We start from the raw sequence: 18,417 nt of genomic DNA, 5'->3' as shown, positions 1-18,417 counted from the left end.
GTACGACGTACAAGGAGGTGGCACGGGTGATGTGGCGGACGCTGACCGACGACGTACGCGAGGAAATCCGCGAGCTGTGCGACGAGTACGGATCCCACCTCTATGACTATTGCCGCACGGAACTCGCCCAAGGCGAGGCCGAGCTGGCGGTCGCCGGGGCGCTGCTGTCGGCGTACGGCCACACGCACCGGGTCGTCGACTCCTCCCTGATGCGGCCGTGGCTCTATGGGCTGGCCCGGGCGCATCGCGCGGCCGTGGCCGGCCCGGCGAGCATCGGCTCGTGGTCACGGTCCGGCCGGATGCCGGACCTGCTGCCCGAGGCCCTGCGCGCGCTGGACGGCCCGCAGCGGGAGCTGCTGGACCTGTCCGTACGGCACGGCCTCGCGCATCAGGAGATCGCCGTGATCTTCGATGTGACGCCTCCGGACGTGGACGCCATCGTGACCGAGGCGGCCCGCGGGGTCGAGCGCTGGTTCTCCGCCGTCATCGCCGCCCGGGCGGCCAACGGTTGCGGCCAGCTCGCGGCCAAGGTGACGGCCTGGGCGACGACGCCCACCCGGCGCAACCGGGCCCGCATCAGCCGCCACATCCCCACCTGCCCCACGTGCCGGGCGGCGCCCCGGGCCGTGGTGGCGGCCACACTGCTGCGCGAGCTGCCCATCGCCACCGCTCCACCCACGCTGCGCGACCGCCTGACGTGGGCTCAGCCGCTTGCGGACGCGGGCGAGCTGTGGCGGGTGGACGGGTTCCCCGTGCAGGTTCGGGGGCTGGTCGAGGCCGCCCCGATGTTGATCTCCCCGATCGCCGACCCCACGGCGGCGATCAGGGGTAGCGCCTGGCCGGCGGCGGGCGCGGCTGCCGCCGGCCAGGAACGCAAACCCCACCGGAGCCATCGCGCCCCTGCCCCGCCCCGCAGCGACGCCCCGGCCGCCATCCCGCACCAGCGGTCCGATCCGGATGCGATTGCGGCGGCTCTCGACCACGAGACCACCATTCCGCTCGCCCGGAGGCCCGCCGCCGGGGTCCTCCCGCGACGCGCTCCGGCCACCGGACCGTCCGCGCCCGGACTCCTGGCCGCTCCCGTCTGCGAAGCGCCTGCCGCTCCCCCGCGCGACGCCCCGGCCAGCCCTCCGCCGGAACCGGTCCTGCGGCTGCCCGGGCTGGTCATCGGCGGGCCTCCCGTGCTGAGCGTCCCCGTCGGCGACCCGCCCGTACGCGACACGTCGAACGGCCAGGCACCCCCGGACAGGTCGAACGGCCAGACGCCACACGGCACGTCGAACGGCCAGGCACCCCCGGAAACGGCCGATCGTGGACCGGCCGGTGCCGGACCGCGTGGTCGTCACCCCTTCGGGGATCGCCAGCGGGACGTTCTGGTGGCCACCGCCCGCGACCGGCAGGGCGTCTTCGTCGCGGCCAGCGGCACCCGCCGGGACACCCCCGCCACCAGGAGCCGCCCGGCTCCATCGGCCCCGGGCAGCCGCCGGGACGCCACGACCACGAGCCCGCACCGGGAGGCGACCGCGCCCGGCAACCGCCGGGGTGCCCCCGACGCCCACCGGGACGCCCAGACCACCACCGGTGACACCCACCGAAACGGACAGCTCACCACCGCAGACACCGGCCGAAACGGACGATTCGCCACGACGGGCACCCGCCCCGTCGCCCAGAGCGCGACCCCGGCTACGGACGCCCTGATCGCGAGCGCCCAGCGGGACGCCCTGATCACCGCACCCGGCACCCGCCGGGACCAGCCGTTCCCCACGACGGCGGATGCCCGTGCGGAGGCCCTGTTCACGACCGCGGCCACGCTCCGAGACGCCCTGATCATGGCCACCGGCGAGCACCGAGACCTGCTGGTCGCGACCCAGAGCACCGACGGCGACACAGGGGACGGCGAGCCGGGGTCGGAGTTCTGGCGTAACGGTCAGGACGACCAGCAGACCGAGTTCTGGCGCAACCGCCCGGGCGAGTACGAGTCCGACGGCCGCTTCTCCATCCGGTCCGTGGCCACGGTGGGGCTGCTCGTCGGCGCCGGGATGCTGGTGGCCAGCCTCGCCTGGTCCGGCATCCAGAGCCGCCACCGCCCCGAGATGCCCGCGACGCAGACCAAGCTGTCCGGCCCCGGCAGCGCCCCGGCCGTACCGCCGGGGAGCGCCCCCAACGTCATGCTCAACCCCACAGTGGTCCCCCCACCCACCGATGTGACGGCGGCCCCGACGGCCATGCCGTCCAACCCGGACTCCAAGATCAGCGACACCGCGACCGGCGAGATCCGGCCGCAGAAGGTGGCCCTGGCCGACCCCAGGCCGCCGGTCGCGAGGCTGTCGCCGTCGTCGATCAACCTGGGCACCCGCCGTACCGGATCATTCGGGCTGGTCTGTCCGGGAAGCTGCAAGATCGGCGCGGTGTCCGCCACGAAGGGGATCGCGGTCTCCGCGCACGCGTTCCGCGTCCAGGCGCCCGCGTCGCGGCCCGGCTGCCCGGGGCCGCCCGCCACCGAGTTCGGCAAGGTCACCGTACGGTGGACCGGCACGTCCAGCGGCGACGGCCAGAGCACCACGGGCCTCGTCCGCGGCAGCGGGACACTCACCCTGCGCCTGTCCTGGACCGTGGCCAACGCCAAGGGATCGTACGTGTCCGACGGCAAGGGCAGCGGCTACTGGACGAACTGCGGCGGGCCCGCCACCGGCGGCGACGGAGCCCAGCACCAGCCGCTGCCCGGCTCCGGATGAACCCGCGTGTGGTGGCGGGAGGGCCCGCCACCACAGCGAGGACTTAGAAGAAGGAGTTCTCCGGCTCCGGCAGGTCGATCCGCGCCGGTCCGCGGAACTGGGTCGTGTCCTTGGGCACGTCCACCAGCGGCGCCCCCTGCGTGAACGGCACGATCACACTGCTCCTGGCCAGGTCGAGCGTGACGTTCGCGCCCGTGCCCGCCTCAGAGGTGTACGTCGAGTCGGTGCCCGCGACCACCAGGGCGATCCGGTGTCCCTTCCGGAAGGTGTAGTCGTGCGGCAGCGTCTGCCACTTGACCCTGCCCCACGTCCCGACCGGCAGCGGCGACGACGCGGTGAGCGAGTCGCGGTTCTGCACGTCGATCCAGCCGCGGGCGACGATCTCGGCGGGCCGCGTTACGGTGTTCGTGGCCACCTTGCGGTAGCAGGCGTCGTCGGCGGCGGTGCTGTCGCCGTGGCAGTCCTCCTCGGCGAGCGTCGTGATGCCCTGGCCGCGCCCCCAGTCGACGCGATTCGCCTCGCCGAAGTCGACGAGCAGGGCGGTCAGGTTGGCGGCCGGCTTGTCCAGCTTGACCCGCAGGTCGGCCGTGGGCGTGCCGGACAGGCGCAGGTCGAGCGGGAGCGCACCGCTGGTGAACGCCACCCGGCCCGGCTTGGCCGTACCGACGTCGGCGATCATCTCCTCCTCGTCGAGCGGCACGTCCGTGAAGGACGCGCTGGCGTCGCGCCGGGCGGCGACGAGGCCGAGCGAGCCGTCGGCGGCCGGGCGGAGCGGGACGTTCGTCGCGAACGGCGCCGGCCAGTCGCGCTGGGTGATCCACTGCGTCGGCCCGGTCTGCACGTCGGCACGCGGGGCGTTCATGATGCCGTTGCGTACGCCCTGCAGCCAGTAGTCGAACCAGCCGTGCAGCGTGTCCACCCACACGTCCCTGCGGCCCTCGAAGTCGAACGGGTCCACGTGCTGGTACTGGCCCACCCAGATCTTGCGCGGTACGTTCCGCTTCGCCAGGGCCTGCCACCAGGTGGAGAAGTTGTCCGGCTTGACGTTCAGGTCGTTGGCGGTGTGCACCACGAAGACGCTGGCCCTGACCTTGGAGGCGTCGCCGAGCAGGCCGTTGACGTAGTCGCGCTCGGCCCAGAAGGCGTTGTAGTCGCCCGTGTCGTCGCCGTCCTCGGCGTCCATGCGATCCCGTACGGCCTGGCACTTGGCCTCGGGGTCGGTGTCGACGTAGTTGGCCAGCCAGGAGGCGTAGTCGTAGTTGTAGACCACGCCGTTCGAGCGCTGGTACCTGTACCAGGAACTGATCGCCGAGATCGGCACGATCGTCTCCAGGCCGCGCACCCCGGTGGCGGCGACGGCGTTGGCCAGCGTGCCGTCGTAGGACTTGCCGATCATCCCGGCCTTGCCGGTGGTCCAGTCGGCCACGGCCTGGGTGCCGTCCGCGCGGTAGGCCTTGGCCCGGCCGTTCAGCCAGTCCACGACGGCCTTGCCGCCCAGGACGTCCGCCTTGCCGCCGATGTCCGGGCAGCCCTCGGACTTGGTGGTGCCGAGCATGTCGACGTTCAGGACGGCGTAGCCGCGCGGGACGAAGTAGTTGTCATAGAAGAGCGGAAATTTCGTGACATTACCGGCGGCGTCGTAGACCTTCCGCTCGGCCTCGTTGCCGCGTCCAGAGTTGTCGTAGTACGGACTCTCGTCGATGATCACCGGCACCTTGAGCCGGGGACCGGACTCCTTGGGCCTGATGATGTCGACGCGTACTCTGTCCAGCCGGCCGTCGGAATCGCTGTCGACGCTCGACTCGACGTACACGTATTCGCGGACGGCGTCCGCGTAGGAGAAGACCGGCTGCGTACGGCCGTTCTCAACGGTGATCCTGGGTCCGGCGGCCGCTTGCGCGGGACTCGCGATCGCCATGGTGAGGGCGATGGCGATGAGGGCCGGGCGTAATTGAGGCACGCGTGTCCTCCGAGACGATGGGCGCCAAAGTACCCGCAATCTCTCACCCGGCAGGGGGCCTGACAAGATCCGGTGCGCCTACATGCAGGGGCGTGTCGGGCGGATATGGCCGCATCCGGCCAGTGACGTGAGTGCACCTCCGTGAGCGATGAGGCGTCCTCTCCTTCCCGACCCCATGGAGGGCCCATGCGCATCATCAGCCTCACCGCTGTCGTCCTGCTCGCCGTTCCCGCTCCGGCGTACGCCGCCGGACCTCCCGCCGGAGTGCCGAAGGGCGCGATGAGCGTACGCGTGGCCAAGATCGTGAACGGCGACACGATCGACGTCACCACCGGCGACGGCAAGAAGACCCGCGTCGTGTTCCTGGAGTCGGACGCTCCCGCCCTTGGCCAGTGCTGGGCCAAGGCCGCGACCCAGCGCACGGCGGCGCTGCTGCCGGTCGGCCGGCTCGCCTACGTCGTCGCCGACAAGAAACCCACGGACGGCTCCGGCCGCCGGCTGTTCTACGTGTGGAACGCCAAGGGCGTGCACGTCAACCGCAACCTCGTCCGGTACGGCTACGCGAAGGCGGTCCTGGTCAAACCGAATGACCGCTACATCAAGATCATGCGGAGCGAGGAGGCCGTGGCCAAGCGGCAGAAGCTGCGCATCTGGTCCGGCAAGTGCGACACCGGCACCACGACCCCCGCCCCGACCGGCAATGACCAGCGTTTCCGGACCTGCGGTGAGGCGAACGCCGCCGGGTACGGCCCGTACCGGAAGGGTGTGGACCCCGAGTACGCCTGGTACCAGGACCGCGACGGCGACGGCCTCGTCTGCGAGCGCTGACCCCGGCCGATGCCCGATCAGCTGACGGCCGCTTAGGATACGGTTTCCTTTAGGCAATCACTGAGAATCGGCGAACGGCTCATGCGAAACGTGGCGCGGACCTCCCTCGTGGACGCCGCGATCGAGGAGCTCCGGGGGGAGATCACCAGCGGCGCGTGGCCGGTGGGGACGAAGATCCCGTCCGAGCTCCGGCTCGCGGAGACCCTTGGCATGAGCCGGCTCTCGGTGCGGGAGGCCGTACGCGTGCTGGCCCACTCCGGGCTGCTGACCACCCGCCAGGGCGACGGCACCTACGTCACAGCGGTCGACGAGTCGCAGGTCGCGCTGGGCAGGCGGCTGGCCAAGGCGGCCGCGATGGACATCATCGACGTGCGGCGCGGCCTCGACATGGTGGCCGCCCGGCTGGCCGCCGGGAAGCGGACCGAAGAGGATCTCACCGGCCTGCGGGAGGCGCTCGTCCGGCGGGACGCGGCCGGTCGGGCGGGCGACGTGGACGCGTTCGCCGACGCGGACGTCGACTTCCACCTGCGGGTGGCGGACGCGGCGCACAACCCGCTGCTCGGCGACCTCTACCGGAGCATGAGCGAGGCGTTGCGCGACAGCGTCCGCCACATGGAGCAGGCGGCGCTGGTGCTCGACGGGTCGCATGAGGAGCTGCTGCGGGCGATCGAGGACGGCGATCCCGGCGCCGCCGTGGCGATCTCCGTCGCCATCCTCGACCAGCAGGAACGCGACCTCTGACGACCTAGCGGCCTCTGACGGCCCGGCGAACGACGGCCCGGCGAACGACGGCCTGGCGAAGATCGGCCGGCTAGGGTCTGCGGGCCAGTCCGAGAATGTGGGTCAGGGCAGGCGAACCCGGCGTAGCCCGGTGGACGAACCGGTCGGCGTCCTCGATCACGAACCCCGCCTCCCGGATCGCCGCCGCGGTGTCCCGGTTGGGGCGGCAGTCTCCGGCCACCAACCGCCACAGCGGAGTGATGAGATCCTGCAGCACGCCCCGGACCGGGTTCGCCGAGCGTACGTGCTCGAAGAAGCGCAACTCGCCGCCTGGCCTGAGCACCCTGCGCAGCTCGGCCAGCAGCACGGCCGAGTCGGGGACGGAGCACAGCACCAGCGACACCACGGCCGCGTCGAACGACCCGGCGTCGTACGGCAACGAACCGCCATGCCCCCGCACCACCGTGACGGGCACCGGCGCCAGGGCCGCGGCCCGCTCCCCCAGCGCGCGCAGCCGGTCCTCCGGCTCGATGGCGACGACCTCGGAGACCTGCGGGGGATAGTGCGGGAAGTTCAGCCCGTTTCCGGCGCCCACCTCCACCACCCGGCCGCTGAGCCCGGACAGCAACCGGCGCCGCAGCCCGGTCATGCCGTGCCGCTCGGCCTCGGCGCTGAGCCGCTCGTACATGCGGGCGAAGCGCGGATGCTGAAACGCCGAAAGATCCTGCATGCCCCCACGCTAAGTCGCCCCAAGGCCCACCGCGCATGGCCATGGCCGCCACTGTGGCGGCCATGGTCTCGCTGGGGACTGGTTCCGTCAGGGGCTTACGAGCGCTGACCCGACCCGCTCACTCCGACACGGTGTTGTTGATGTAGCGCTCGATCTTCCACTCACCGCCGGACTTCTTGAGAAGGAAGAACTCCCGGTACTTCTCGCTGCCCTCGGTGCTGGTGGTCCGGACGAAGGCCACATCGCCCATCATGCGTGTCTCGTCGATGGTGTGCGTGGCGATCATCTTCGCCTTGAACAGCTCCTTGAACAGTGTGGTCAGCGCGTCGGTGCCCTGTGCGGTCGGCTTGCCCTCCACGGCCGCCATTCCGTCGGTGGCGAACACCTCGACGGCCTTGTCCGGCTCTCCGGCCTTGGCGGCGTCGAAGAACGCCATTACGGCCGCGCGCGGCGTGGTCATCGGCGCCATGGACGCGCTCTCGGATGGTTCGGGGCTCATGTTGCCCGACTCGGACGGCATCGGGCTCATGGTGCCCGTGTCCGATTCGGCGGGAGACGGACCTGATTCGGAGGGCATCGGCGATGCCGCCGCGCCCATGAGTCGCATATCGTTACCGCCCGCGGCACAGCCCGTGACGAGCAACGCCGGGACGACTGCCGCCAGCAGGAGTGCTCTGGCCTGGGATTTTGTGCTCATAGCGGGGTGATTCCCCGCAAAAGCCGTCACGAATGCGCCATTTGTCCACTTCGGACGACTCCTTTACCAGCTGCCGCCTCAGCCCCTGGGATTGCTCACAGTAACCTTCACAGGAGTTGATGAGATCGTTCAGAGGTTGGATCGTTGCCGGGCCGCGACCAAACCGCCGCCGCCTCGCCGATAGCGTCCAACGAGTGCCGCACCTGGAGACGATCCTGAGCACTACCCCCGAACCCGAGCCCCTGCCGCAACGCGACGACGCGGAGCGCTGCGCCAGCGTCGACTCCGACCGGCGCTGTGTCCTGCCGGTGGGACATCAGGCCGCCCACGTGTACCCACCGGCGGACGTATTGGCCGAACCATAGAGGCGACCCGGGCGTCCGCTAGGCGCCCGTACCCACCTGCACCAGCCCGGCCTCCACCCGTATCGGATAGACCGGGACGGAGAACTCCGGCTCATCCAGACAAACCCCGCTCACCAGCGAGAACACCTGCTTGTGCAGGGGCGACGCCACAGTCGGCTCCCCCTGCCGGGTGCCGACGATCCCCCGCGACAGCACCTGCGCCCCGCTGAACGGGTCCAGGTTGCCGATCGCGTGGACGGTGCCGTCGAACGTACGGAAGACGGCCACCTGCCGGCCGTCCACCAGAGCGCACACCCCGCGCTCCGGCAGCAGTCCCTGATAGCCACAGACTGGGATCCAACCACTCATCGGGCAGCCACCTCCACGGGCTTGATCTGGTCGCGTTCGGTCTCGAAGACGATGGACGGGTCGGGGACCCCGGGCGCGTTGACGAAGCTCACGAACCTGCCGAGCTTGTCCGGGTCATCGATGGTCGTCTGCCACTCGTCCACGTACGTGGCGACGTGGTGCTCCATCTGGGCGTCCAGCTCGGCGCAGATCCCCAGGGAGTCGTCGATGATCACCTGCCGCAGGTAGTCGAGCCCGCCGTCGAGCGACTCCAGCCAGGCCGCGGTGCGCTGCAGCCGGTCGGCGGTCCGTATGTAGAACATGACGAACCGGTCGATCGTCCTGATCAGCTCCTCGGTGGTCAGATCCGCCGCCAGCAGGTCGGCGTGGCGCGGTTTGAAGCCGCCGTTGCCGCCGACGTACAGGTTCCAGCCCTGCTCGGTGGCGATGACCCCGAAGTCCTTCGAGCGGGCCTCGGCGCACTCACGGGCGCAGCCGGACACGGCCGACTTGAGCTTGTGCGGCGCGCGCAGGCCGCGGTAACGCAGCTCCAGGTCGATGGCCAGGCCGACGGAGTCCTGGACGCCGTAGCGGCACCAGGCCGAGCCGACGCACGACTTCACCGTCCGCAGCGCCTTGCCGTAGGCGTGACCCGATTCGAACCCGGCGTCCACGAGCCGCCGCCAGATCTGCGGCAACTGCTCGACGCGGGCCCCGAACAGGTCGATCCGCTGCCCTCCGGTGATCTTGGTGTAGAGGCCGAAGTCGCGGGCCACCTCACCGATCACGATGAGCTTGTCCGGCGTGATCTCACCGCCGGGGATGCGCGGGACGACCGAGTAGGTGCCGTTCTTCTGGATGTTGGCCAGGAAGGCGTCGTTGGTGTCCTGCAAGGCCGCCCGCTCGCCGTCGAGGACGTGCCCGTTGTGCAGCGAGGCGAGGATCGAGGCCACGGCCGGCTTGCAGATGTCGCAGCCCCTGCCCTGCCCGTGCGCGGAGACCAGCTCCGAGAAGGTGGTGATGCCGCGCACCCTGACGATGTCGTACAGCTCGGCTCTGGAGTAGGTGAAGTGCTCGCACAGCGCCTTGCTCAGCTCGACCCCGGACTTCTCCAGGAGCTGCTTGAGCATCGGCACGCAGCTCCCGCAGGTGCTGCCCGCCCGCGTGCACGCCTTGATCCCGGGCACGTCGGTGAGCGCCTTGTCGGCGATGGCGGTGCGGACCGTCCCCGCGCTGACGTTGTTGCACGAGCACACCTGCGCGTCGTCGGGCAGGTCCAGCTCCGCCCCCGAGCCGGTGAACAGCAGGTCGGACGGCGCCGCGGGCAGCCGCTTGCCGACGAAGGGCCGCAGGGACCCGTACGGCGAGGCGTCGCCGACGCAGATGCCGCCGAGCAGCGTCTGGGCGTCGTCGCTGATGAACAACCTCTTGTAGACGCCGGCCACCGGGTCCATGTAGGTGACGTCGAGCGCCCCGTCCATCGCGCCGAACTGCGCCACCTCGACACCGAGCAGCTTCAGCTTGGTGGACATGTCGGCGCCCTCGAAGGTGGCGGCCCCGCCCAGGATGCGGTCCGCGGCCACCTCCGCCATGGTGAAGCACGGCCCGACCAGGCCGTACACCATGCCACCGGCCAGCGCGCACTCGCCGATCGCGTAGATCGCCGGGTCGGAGGTGCGCATCCCGGCGTCCACCGTGATGCCGCCGCGCTCGCCGACGTCCAGCCCGCTGGCGCGGGCGAGCTCGTCGCGCGGCCTGATCCCGGCAGAGAAGACGACGATCTGGGCGTCGAGCAGCGTTCCGTCGGGCTTGCGCAGCCCGGTGACGCCGCGCTCGCCCGCGACGATCTCCTTGACGCCCGCGCCCGCGTGCACGCTGAGCCCGAGCCCCTCGATGTGGCTCTTGAGCACCGAGCCGCCGCCCTCGTCGACCTGCCGGGGCATCAGCCAGGGGCTCATCTCCACGATGTGCGTCTTGAGCCCGAGCCCGCGCAGCGCGTCGGCGGCCTCCAGGCCGAGCAGCCCGCCGCCGACCACCACGCCCTCGGTCGCGTCCTTGGCGGCCATCCTGATCGCGTCGAGGTCGTCGATCGTCCGGTAGACGTAGGCGTGCTCCGCGCCCGGCACCGGCGGCACGAACGGCGCCGACCCGGTCGCCAGCACGAGCACGTCGTACGGCTCGGCCGACCCGTCGGCCAGCGTGACCGTGCGGGCCGCGCGGTCGATCCCGGTGACGCGCCCGCCGAGCCTGGTCACCGTGCCCGGCGGCACCGGGTAGGTGAGATCCTCGACGCTGGTCCCCGACAGGTAGGAGGTCAGCGCCACCCGGTCGTACGCGGGGCGGGGCTCCTCGCCGATGACCGTGACCTGGCCGCCGAAGCCCCGCTCGTGCAGCGTTTCGACGAGCCGGTGGGCGGTGGGTCCGTAACCGACGACAACGATCTTGCTCATGCCGAGATCCCTTCCTGCTCACACAGCCAGCCGACGATGCCCTCCACGGCATCCCGGCACGTCCCACACCCGGTCGTGGCCCTGGTCGCGGCCGCCACTCCGGCCACGTCCCGCGCGCCGGCCTCCCAGCACGCCCTGATCTGGCCCTTGGTCACGTTGTTGCACTGGCAGACCTTCGCCGCGTCGGGCATCAGCACCGGGCTGTCGGCCACGGTGACCGCCCCCAGGCCGGGGAACAGCAGCCCCGCCCGATCGCCCGGCAGCGGCCCGCCGCGGTCGAACAGCTGGGTGAGCGTGCCGACGGCGTCGGTGTCGCCCAGCAGGATCGCGCCGACCAGCCGGCCGTCGCGGATGACGAGCTTGCGGTAGGTACCGCGGGCCCGGTGGGTGAAGCGCACCACCTCGGCGTGCTCCTCGGTGAGGTGGGTCTCGCCCATCGCGGCCAGCTCGACGCTCCTGGCCTTGAGCCGGGTCACCAGCCGCGAGCCCCGGTAGAGCGCCTTGCCGCCGGTGATGATCTCCGCGGCGACGGACGCCTGCTCCCAGGCGGGGGCGACCAGGCCGTAGACGGTGCCGTCGTGCTCGGCGCACTCGCCGATGGCGAACACCGCCGGGTCCTCGGTACGCATCTCGTCGTCCACGACGATGCCGCGCCGTACATTCAGGCCCGACTCCTTGGCCAGGGCCGTCATGGGCCGCACGCCGCAGGCCAGCACGACGAGGTCGCCCTCGACCAGCTCGCCGTCGGCCAGCCGCACGCCCTCCTCCAGGATCGCCTCGGCCGTCACGCCGGTGCGGATGTCCACGCCCAGCCCGGTGAGCGTCTCGCCGAGCACCAGCCCGGCCTCGGCGTCCAGCTGCCGCTCCATCAGGTGGCCGGCCAGGTGCAGCAGCGTCACGGGCAGGCCGCGCCCGGCGAGCCCGCGCGCGGCCTCGATGCCGAGCAGGCCGCCGCCGACCACCACCGCCCTGCGTCCGTGCTCGGCCGCCGCCAGGATGCGGTGGCAGTCGTCGAGTGTGCGGAACGGGATCGCCAGCTCGGCTCCCGGCACCGGCGGGACGATCGCTTCGCTGCCGGTGGCCAGGACCAGCACGTCGTACGGCGTGCTCCGCCCATCGGCGGTGATCACCGTCTGGGCGCTCCGGTCGACGCGCACCACCTCGGTGCCGAAGACGGCCTCGACCCCGTGCGTGGCGTACCAGCTCGGGTCGAGCAGCCGCACCTGGTCGGGACCCGAGCTCCCGGCCAGGACGTTGGACAGCAGCACCCGGTTGTAGGGCTGCCAGGTCTCGGCGCCGAACACGGTGACCGGCATGTGCGGATCACGTGCCCGCACCTCGCCGACCAGCCGCGATCCGGCCATTCCGTTCCCCACTACGACGAGCCTCATGCGACCTTCTCCACCCTGACGGCGCAGACCTTGAACTCCGGCATCCGCGATGACGGATCGAGCGCGGGATTGGTCAGACGGTTGGCTCCCTCCCAGTGGAACGGCATGAAGACGGTGTCGCGCCTGATCGCGTCGCTGACCCTGGCGACCCCCGTGCTCTCGCCCCGCCGGCTGAGCACCCGGACGACGTCTCCGGCGGTGATGGCCAGTTGTTCGGCGAGGTCGGGATGGAGCTCGACGTACGGCTCCGGCGCGGCCTTGGTCAGGGCGGCGATCCTGCGGGTCTGCGCGCCGCTCTGGTACTGGGCGAGCACGCGGCCCGTGGTCAGGTAGACCGGGTAGTCGTCGTCGGGCTCCTCGGCCGCGGGCCGGTGCTCGACGGGCACGAACCTGGCGCGGCCGTCGGGGGTGGCGAAGGAGTCGAGGAACGGGCGCGGCCGGCCGGGGTCGTCCGCCGACGGACACGGCCAGAACACGCCGGTCTCCTCGGTGATCCGCTCGTAGGTGATGCCCGCGTAGTCGGCCGCCCCGCCCGCGCTGGCGCGGCCCAGCTCCTCGAACACCTCCCGCGGCTCGGCCGAGAACCGGTGACCGAGCCGGCCGGCCAGCTCCCGGATGATCTCCAGGTCGCTCCTGACCCCTTCGGGAGCGGGTACGGCCTGGCGGCGCAGCAGAACCCGGCCCTCGAGGTTCGTCATCGTGCCGGTCTCCTCGGCCCACTGCGTCACGGGGAAGACCACGTCGGCCCGCGCGGCCGTCTCCGACAGCACGATGTCGCAGACCACCAGCAGGTCGAGGGCGTCGAGCCGCTCGGTCACGTGCGCGGAGCGCGGCGCGGAGACCACCGGGTTGGAGCCGAAGACCAGCAGGGCGCGCGGCCCCTGGGGCGTCCCGAGCGCGTCGAGCAGCTCGTAGGCCGAGCGTCCCGGGCCGGGCAGCTCATCGGGTCGTACGCCCCAGACCGCGGCGACGTGCTCGCGGGCGGCCGGGTCGTCGATCTTGCGGTAGCCGGGCAGCTGGTCGGCCTTCTGACCGTGCTCCCTGCCGCCCTGGCCGTTGCCCTGCCCGGTCAGGCAGCCGTACCCGGAGCCGGGGCGGCCGGGCAGTCCCAGCGCCAGGGCCAGGTTGATGAACGCGGTGACGGTGTCGGTGCCCTTGGCGTGCTGCTCGGCCCCCCGCCCGGTGAGCACGGCGGCCCGGCCGGCCGAGGCGAGCGCGCGTACGGCCTCGCGCATCCTGGCCACCGGCACGCCGGTGACGCGCTCGACCCGCTCGGGCCACCAGGACGCGAGCGAGGTGCGTACCTGCTCGAAACCCGAGGTCCTGGCGGCGACGTAGTCCTCGTCGACCAGCCCTTCGGCGATGACCAGGTGCAGCAGCCCGAGGGCGAGCGCCAGGTCGGTGCCCGGCGTGGGCTGCAGGTGCAGCCAGGCCAGCTTGGCCGTCGCGGTGCGGCGGGGGTCGATGACGATGAGCCGCGGCCCGGTCAGGTGGCGGACGAAGGGCGGCATGGTCTCGGCGACGTTCCCGCCGGCCAGCAGGACGACGTCGGTCTCGGCCAGGTCGGTGATGGGGAACGGCAGGCCGCGGTCCAGCCCGAACGCCCTGAGCGAGGCGGCCGCGGCCGACGACATGCAGAAGCGGCCGTTGTAGTCGATCTGGCTGGTGCCGAGCGCGACCCTGGCGAACTTGCCGAGCTGGTAGGCCTTCTCGTTGGTCAGCCCGCCGCCGCCGAACACGGCCACCCCGTCGGGGCCGTGCACGGCGCGTATGGCGGTCAACCGGTCGGCGACGTAGTCGAGGGCGGTGTCCCAGGCCACGGGCCGGCCGTGGAGCAGCGGCGTGGTCAGGCGCTCGCCGTTGGTCAGCAGGTCGGCCGCCGTCCAGCCCTTCTGGCACAGCGCGCCGCCGGAGTTGGCCGGGACATCGGTGCGCGGGGTGATCGTGATGTCGGTCCCCGTGGCGGTGATCGTCATGCCGCACTGGAGGGCGCAGTACGGGCAGTGGGTCTGCGTGCCGAGGTCCTCAGACACGAGCGTGGGCCAGACTGCCGACCAGCGAGACGCCGACCTTGCGCGTGTAGCACCACCAGGTGAGCGCGAAGCAGGCCACGTAGAAGGCGCCGAACCCGACGAACGCGGTGGCCGGGCTGCCCGTCTCGGCGAACGACATGCCGAACGCGCGGTTGATGAGGAAGCCGCCGAGCGCCCCGACCGCGGAGATGATCCCGATGGCGGCCGACGCCTGCCGCTTGCCGTACATCAGGGCCTCCTCGCCGCTGCCGCGCTCGGCCACCGCCTTGGCCTGGAAGATCGCGGGAATCATCCGGTAGGTGGAGCCGTTGCCGACGCCCGCCGTGAGGAAGAGCATCTGGAAGGCCAGGAAGAACAGCCAGAAGTCGCCCGAGGTGCTGCCGAGCCAGACCAGGACCACGCCGACGCCCATGGCGGCGAAGTTCCACAGGGTCACCGGCGCGCCGCCCTTCTTGTCGGCCAGCCAGCCGCCCACCGGCCTGATCAGGGAGCCGAGCAGCGGGCCGACGAACGCCACCGCCGCCCACGGCGAGCCGGGGAACAGGCTCTTGGCCAGCAGCGGGAAGGCCGTCGAGTAGCCGATGAACGAGCCGAACGTGCCGATGTACAGGAACGACATGATCCACGTCTGCGCCCGCCCGGCCACCGCCAGCTGCTCGCGCGGCTTGGCCCTGGCGCTCGACAGGTTGTCCATGAAGAACCACGCGCAGGCGGCGGCCACGACGGCCAGCGGCACCCAGAACCACCCGGCGGCGGCCAGCCCGAACCCGCCGATCACCAGCGGCATGACCAGCTGCACGGAGCTGACCCCGATGTTGCCGCCGGCCGCGTTCAGCCCGAGCGCCACGCCTTGGCGCGAGCGCGGGTAGAAGTAGGTGATGTTCGCCATACTGGAAGCGAAGTTGCCGCCACCGACCCCGGCCAGCGCCGCGATCACCAGGAACATCCAGTACGGCGTGCCCGGGTCGCTGACCGCCAGCCCGAGCAGCACCGCGGGGATGACCAGCAGCAACGCGCTGACCGTGGTGAAGGTGGCGCCACCGAACCTGGCCGGCCCGAACGTGTAGGGCACGCGCAGCACGGAGCCGATGAGGTTGGGCAGCGCCACCAGCCAGAAGAGCTGGTCGGTGGAGAAGTCGTAGGCGCCCATCTTGGCGGCCACGATGCTCCACAGCGTCCACACCGTGAACCCGAGGTGCTCGGCCAGGATCGAGAAGGCGAGGTTGCGCCGGGCGATCCGCTTGCCGGTGCTCTCCCAGAAGGCCTTGTCGTCGGGGTGCCACTCGGCGATCCAGCGCGCCATCGTTCCTCCTACACTCGGTGGCGAGGACTCGAATGTAGGAATCGCGCGTTACGCACTTTGACAATCCGTGGCTGTGCGTTCGTTACATGTAACTCACTGGCGTAACGAGCAATCAACATGTGTCACGGCGGAAACCTGCTGTTAATCCAGACTTTTGCTGGTGTAGGCGGCGACCAGCTCGGCGAACTCCTCAGGGGTGACGATCCGCACCCCGAGTTGCTCGGCTTTGGCCCGCTTCGACCCCGCCTTCTCCCCGGCTACCAGGAGTGACGTCCGGGCTGAGACGCTCGACGACGACTTGCCCCCGGCACGCTCGACCAGCTCGTTGACCTCGTTGCGGGTCAGCTCCGCCAGCGGTCCGGTCATCGTGCCCGTCACGACCACGGACATCGAGGCCAGCGGCAGCTCGGCCGATGCCGCACCCTCTGCGGCCGATGCCTCGCCCTCAGCGGGCGGCGTGGCTCCGGGCTCGGTCATGCTCACCCCGGCTTTGCCGAGCTTGTCGATGAGCGGCGCGAGCTCGATCAGCTCGGCCACCACGACCGGCGCCTTCTCCGGCCCCATCCCCTCCACCTGCTGGATCGCCGCCGCGTCGGCCGCCCGGATGTGGTCCATGGTGGCGAAGTGGCGGGCGATGCGGCGGCTCATGGAACGGCCGGTGCCACGCACGCCCAGCGCGCAGAACACCCTGCTCAGCGGCTGCCCCTTGGCCCGCTCGATGGCGGCCAGCAGGTTGTCGGTGCTCGTCTCGCCCATCCGCTCCAGGTCGAGCAACTGCTCGCGGGTCAGGAAGAACAGGTCGGCGAAGTCGACGATCAGACCGGCGTCGAGCATCTGCTGGATCCGGTTTTCCGCGAGGCCCTCGATGTCGAGGGTGTCACGGCCGACGGCGTAGGCGATGGAGGCGATCGCCCGGCATTGGCGCCCGCGCACGCACCGCCAGCGCTCCTGCGAGGTGTCGATGGCGTCACCGCACGACGGGCAGACCTGCGGGATCTCGATCGGCCGCTCGTCGCCGGTGCGCAGGTGCACCACCGGGGCCTCCACGCGCGGGATGACGTCGCCCGCCTTGTAGACGGTCACGCTGTCGCCGAGCATCAAGCCGCGGCGGGTGATGTCGGCGACGTTGTGCAGGGTGGCGTAGGTGACGGTGCTGCCGTCGAGCTCCACCGGCTCCAGCACGGCCCGGGGGGCGATGATGCCGGTGCGGCCGGTGTTCCACTCCACGCCGATCAGCTTGGTGATCTTCTCGGTGGCGGGCAGCTTGTAGGCGATCGCCCAGCGCGGCGCTCGTGAGCTGAACCCGGCCGCCACCTGGTCGACCGCCAGATCACACTTGATCACGATGCCGTCGATGCCGAACGGCAGCTCTGGACGGACGGCGGCGATCTTTTCGACGCGCTCCTGAACCTGCTCCAGCGACTCGGCCACGATGCCCGCGACCGGCGTGGCCGCCGTGGTCTGCACTCCCTGCCCGGCCACCCAAGCCATGACCTCGCTGTGCGGCAGCTCGCGCAGGCGCACGGCCGGCTCGGAGCCGTCGTCGGGGTGGGGCAGCGCGCCGTAGCCGAAGAACGTCAGCTCGCAGACGTACGGCCGGTCCTGGGCCCGCAGCGTGCCCGCCGCCGCGCTGCGCGGATTGGCGAACGTGGTGCCGTCATGCGCCTGCCGCTTGGCGCAGGCGTCCTCGAACTGCGAGGCGGTCATCATCACCTCACCGCGCAGCTCCACCGTGACCGCCTCGGCCAGCCGGTCGGGCAGGCCGACGATGGTGCCGATGGCGTGGGAGACATCCTCGCCGGCGACGCCGTCTCCCCGGGTCACCAGCTGCGTCAGGCGGCCGTGCCGGTAACGCGCCGAGATCGCCAGGCCGTCGAGCTTGGGCTCCACGCTCCAGGCGGCCACTGCCCGCCCCAGCCTCCGCTCCAGCCCGGCGGCCCATTCAGCCAGTTGCTCAGCACCGAACACGTTGTCCAGGCTCAGCATGGGCACGGTATGCGGCACATCCCCGACCACCGCCCCGCCCGCCACCTTCCCGGTCGGCGAGTCGGGCAGCACCTGGTCGGGATGCTCGGCCTCATATGCCTCGATGCCACGGACCAGCCGGTCGTAGGCGTCGTCGTCGAGCGTGGAGGTGCCGTCGGCGTAGTAGGCCGCGGCGGAGTCGACGGCAAGCTGGACGGCTTCGGCGTAGGCCGTGTCGTCGGCCAGGTGTGTGATCGGGGGCTCGTCGTTCATGGTCCAATCATGCCCGCTGGCACCGACAATTCTGGGCCGAAGATCTGGGGCCTGAGCTGCGCTTGAACCGGCCTGCCCGCATCCGCCTCACCGGCGCCGTGCCGCACCCGGCCAGGCCGGTGGTCCTCGCGGACGCCACGACGCCGCTCAGTTCGGGACATCCGAGCCGACCGCCGAACCGACCCGCGCGCGTATCCGGCCGCTGGGCGTGTGCATCCGGCCGGTGGGCAGGTCGCGCAGGCGCCGCAACGGGCTCGCCAGCAGGATGAGGCCGCTCAGCGCGAAGACACCCAGCATCACCCACAGGGCCGCGCGCACGGAGAACGCCTCGGCCAGCGTGCCCGCCAGCAGGGCGCCGAGCGGGATGGCGCCGAAGTTGACCACCTGGATGCTGGTGCTCACCCTGCCCATCAGCTCGCCGGGCACGTACGACTGCGTGAACCCGCTGAAGATCACGTTCCCGGCGACGATTCCCCCGATGATCGTGATGCTGGCCGCCACGAACAGCACCAACCCGACGCCGCGATCCGCGCACGCGATCAGCAGGCCCAGCGGCGCCAGGCCGGCCTTGCCGAGCAGGACGGCCCGCGCGCTGCCCAGCCGGGCCGCCAGCGGCCGGGCGGCGAAGGCGCCGGCGACG

At 71.4% G+C, this 18,417-nt stretch carries 12 protein-coding genes and 1 pseudogene; 3 read left to right on the top strand and 10 right to left on the bottom strand.

Annotated elements, in window-relative coordinates:
- Positions 1-17 precede the first annotated feature (17 nt).
- Positions 18-2,735: a hypothetical protein gene (locus AB0B61_RS28450; RefSeq protein WP_358437878.1), complete on the top strand. Its 2,718-nt coding sequence runs from the start codon at positions 18-20 to the stop codon at positions 2,733-2,735.
- 43 nt (positions 2,736-2,778) lie between these two features.
- Here AB0B61_RS28450 and AB0B61_RS28445 read toward each other — a convergent pair whose 3' ends face one another.
- Positions 2,779-4,695 carry a Xaa-Pro dipeptidyl-peptidase gene (locus AB0B61_RS28445; RefSeq protein ID WP_358437875.1) on the bottom strand — a complete coding sequence of 639 codons (1,917 nt, stop codon included), beginning with the start codon at positions 4,693-4,695 and terminating at the stop codon, positions 2,779-2,781.
- Between the two features lie 186 nt (positions 4,696-4,881).
- Between AB0B61_RS28445 and AB0B61_RS28440 the strand changes: the two genes are divergently transcribed.
- Positions 4,882-5,523: an excalibur calcium-binding domain-containing protein gene (locus tag AB0B61_RS28440; protein ID WP_358437872.1), complete on the top strand. Its 642-nt coding sequence runs from the start codon at positions 4,882-4,884 to the stop codon at positions 5,521-5,523.
- Between the two features lie 81 nt (positions 5,524-5,604).
- Entirely contained in the window at positions 5,605-6,264 is a 660-nt protein-coding gene (locus AB0B61_RS28435) for a FadR/GntR family transcriptional regulator (protein ID WP_357940550.1), read from the top strand.
- 70 nt (positions 6,265-6,334) lie between these two features.
- Here AB0B61_RS28435 and AB0B61_RS28430 read toward each other — a convergent pair whose 3' ends face one another.
- The 9 genes and pseudogenes from AB0B61_RS28430 to AB0B61_RS28390 form a co-directional block, all read right to left on the bottom strand.
- A complete protein-coding gene (locus AB0B61_RS28430; protein WP_358437870.1) occupies positions 6,335-6,973 on the bottom strand; it encodes a class I SAM-dependent methyltransferase in 639 nt (212 codons plus the stop codon).
- A gap of 118 nt (positions 6,974-7,091) precedes the next feature.
- Positions 7,092-7,670 (bottom strand): nuclear transport factor 2 family protein, encoded by a 579-nt coding sequence (locus AB0B61_RS28425; RefSeq protein WP_358437868.1) that lies wholly within the window; start codon positions 7,668-7,670, stop codon positions 7,092-7,094.
- A 383-nt stretch (positions 7,671-8,053) separates the two neighbouring features.
- Positions 8,054-8,383: a nitrite reductase small subunit NirD gene (gene nirD / locus AB0B61_RS28420; RefSeq protein WP_225289070.1), complete on the bottom strand. Its 330-nt coding sequence runs from the start codon at positions 8,381-8,383 to the stop codon at positions 8,054-8,056.
- The gene (nirB, locus tag AB0B61_RS28415) at positions 8,380-10,812 is read right to left on the bottom strand and encodes a nitrite reductase large subunit NirB (protein WP_358437866.1); all 2,433 of its coding nucleotides are present in this window, start codon (positions 10,810-10,812) and stop codon (positions 8,380-8,382) included. The genes nirD and nirB overlap by 4 nt, the downstream gene beginning before the upstream one ends.
- Positions 10,809-12,203 (bottom strand): FAD-dependent oxidoreductase, encoded by a 1,395-nt coding sequence (locus AB0B61_RS28410; protein WP_358437863.1) that lies wholly within the window; start codon positions 12,201-12,203, stop codon positions 10,809-10,811. Before AB0B61_RS28410 ends, nirB begins: the two co-directional genes overlap by 4 nt.
- The gene (locus AB0B61_RS28405) at positions 12,200-14,236 is read right to left on the bottom strand and encodes a molybdopterin-dependent oxidoreductase (RefSeq protein ID WP_358437860.1); all 2,037 of its coding nucleotides are present in this window, start codon (positions 14,234-14,236) and stop codon (positions 12,200-12,202) included. Before AB0B61_RS28405 ends, AB0B61_RS28410 begins: the two co-directional genes overlap by 4 nt.
- On the bottom strand, positions 14,229-15,539 hold the full coding sequence (locus AB0B61_RS28400) for an MFS transporter (RefSeq protein WP_358437857.1): 1,311 nt from the start codon (positions 15,537-15,539) through the stop codon (positions 14,229-14,231). Before AB0B61_RS28400 ends, AB0B61_RS28405 begins: the two co-directional genes overlap by 8 nt.
- A gap of 141 nt (positions 15,540-15,680) precedes the next feature.
- The gene (gene ligA / locus AB0B61_RS28395; RefSeq protein WP_358437854.1) at positions 15,681-17,777 is read right to left on the bottom strand and encodes an NAD-dependent DNA ligase LigA; all 2,097 of its coding nucleotides are present in this window, start codon (positions 17,775-17,777) and stop codon (positions 15,681-15,683) included.
- A 147-nt stretch (positions 17,778-17,924) separates the two neighbouring features.
- Positions 17,925-18,417, bottom strand: a pseudogene (locus AB0B61_RS28390) (MFS transporter); the annotation flags it as partial.

The organism is Nonomuraea sp. NPDC049158 (assembly GCF_040648335.1).
Classification (GTDB): domain Bacteria; phylum Actinomycetota; class Actinomycetes; order Streptosporangiales; family Streptosporangiaceae; genus Nonomuraea.
This window is presented reverse-complemented; position numbering and strand designations above follow the sequence as displayed.

Bases quoted from the DNA above. Each gene is read 5' to 3' on its own strand.
- AB0B61_RS28440 (WP_358437872.1), top strand. From the start codon at position 4,882: ATGCGCATCATCAGCCTCACCGCTGTCGTCCTGCTCGCCGTTCCCGCT.
- AB0B61_RS28435 (WP_357940550.1), top strand. From the start codon at position 5,605: ATGCGAAACGTGGCGCGGACCTCCCTCGTGGACGCCGCGATCGAGGAG.
- AB0B61_RS28430 (WP_358437870.1), bottom strand. From the start codon at position 6,973: ATGCAGGATCTTTCGGCGTTTCAGCATCCGCGCTTCGCCCGCATGTAC.
- AB0B61_RS28425 (WP_358437868.1), bottom strand. From the start codon at position 7,670: ATGAGCACAAAATCCCAGGCCAGAGCACTCCTGCTGGCGGCAGTCGTC.
- nirD (WP_225289070.1), bottom strand. From the start codon at position 8,383: ATGAGTGGTTGGATCCCAGTCTGTGGCTATCAGGGACTGCTGCCGGAG.
- nirB (WP_358437866.1), bottom strand. From the start codon at position 10,812: ATGAGCAAGATCGTTGTCGTCGGTTACGGACCCACCGCCCACCGGCTC.
- AB0B61_RS28410 (WP_358437863.1), bottom strand. From the start codon at position 12,203: ATGAGGCTCGTCGTAGTGGGGAACGGAATGGCCGGATCGCGGCTGGTC.
- AB0B61_RS28400 (WP_358437857.1), bottom strand. From the start codon at position 15,539: ATGGCGCGCTGGATCGCCGAGTGGCACCCCGACGACAAGGCCTTCTGG.
- ligA (WP_358437854.1), bottom strand. From the start codon at position 17,777: ATGAACGACGAGCCCCCGATCACACACCTGGCCGACGACACGGCCTAC.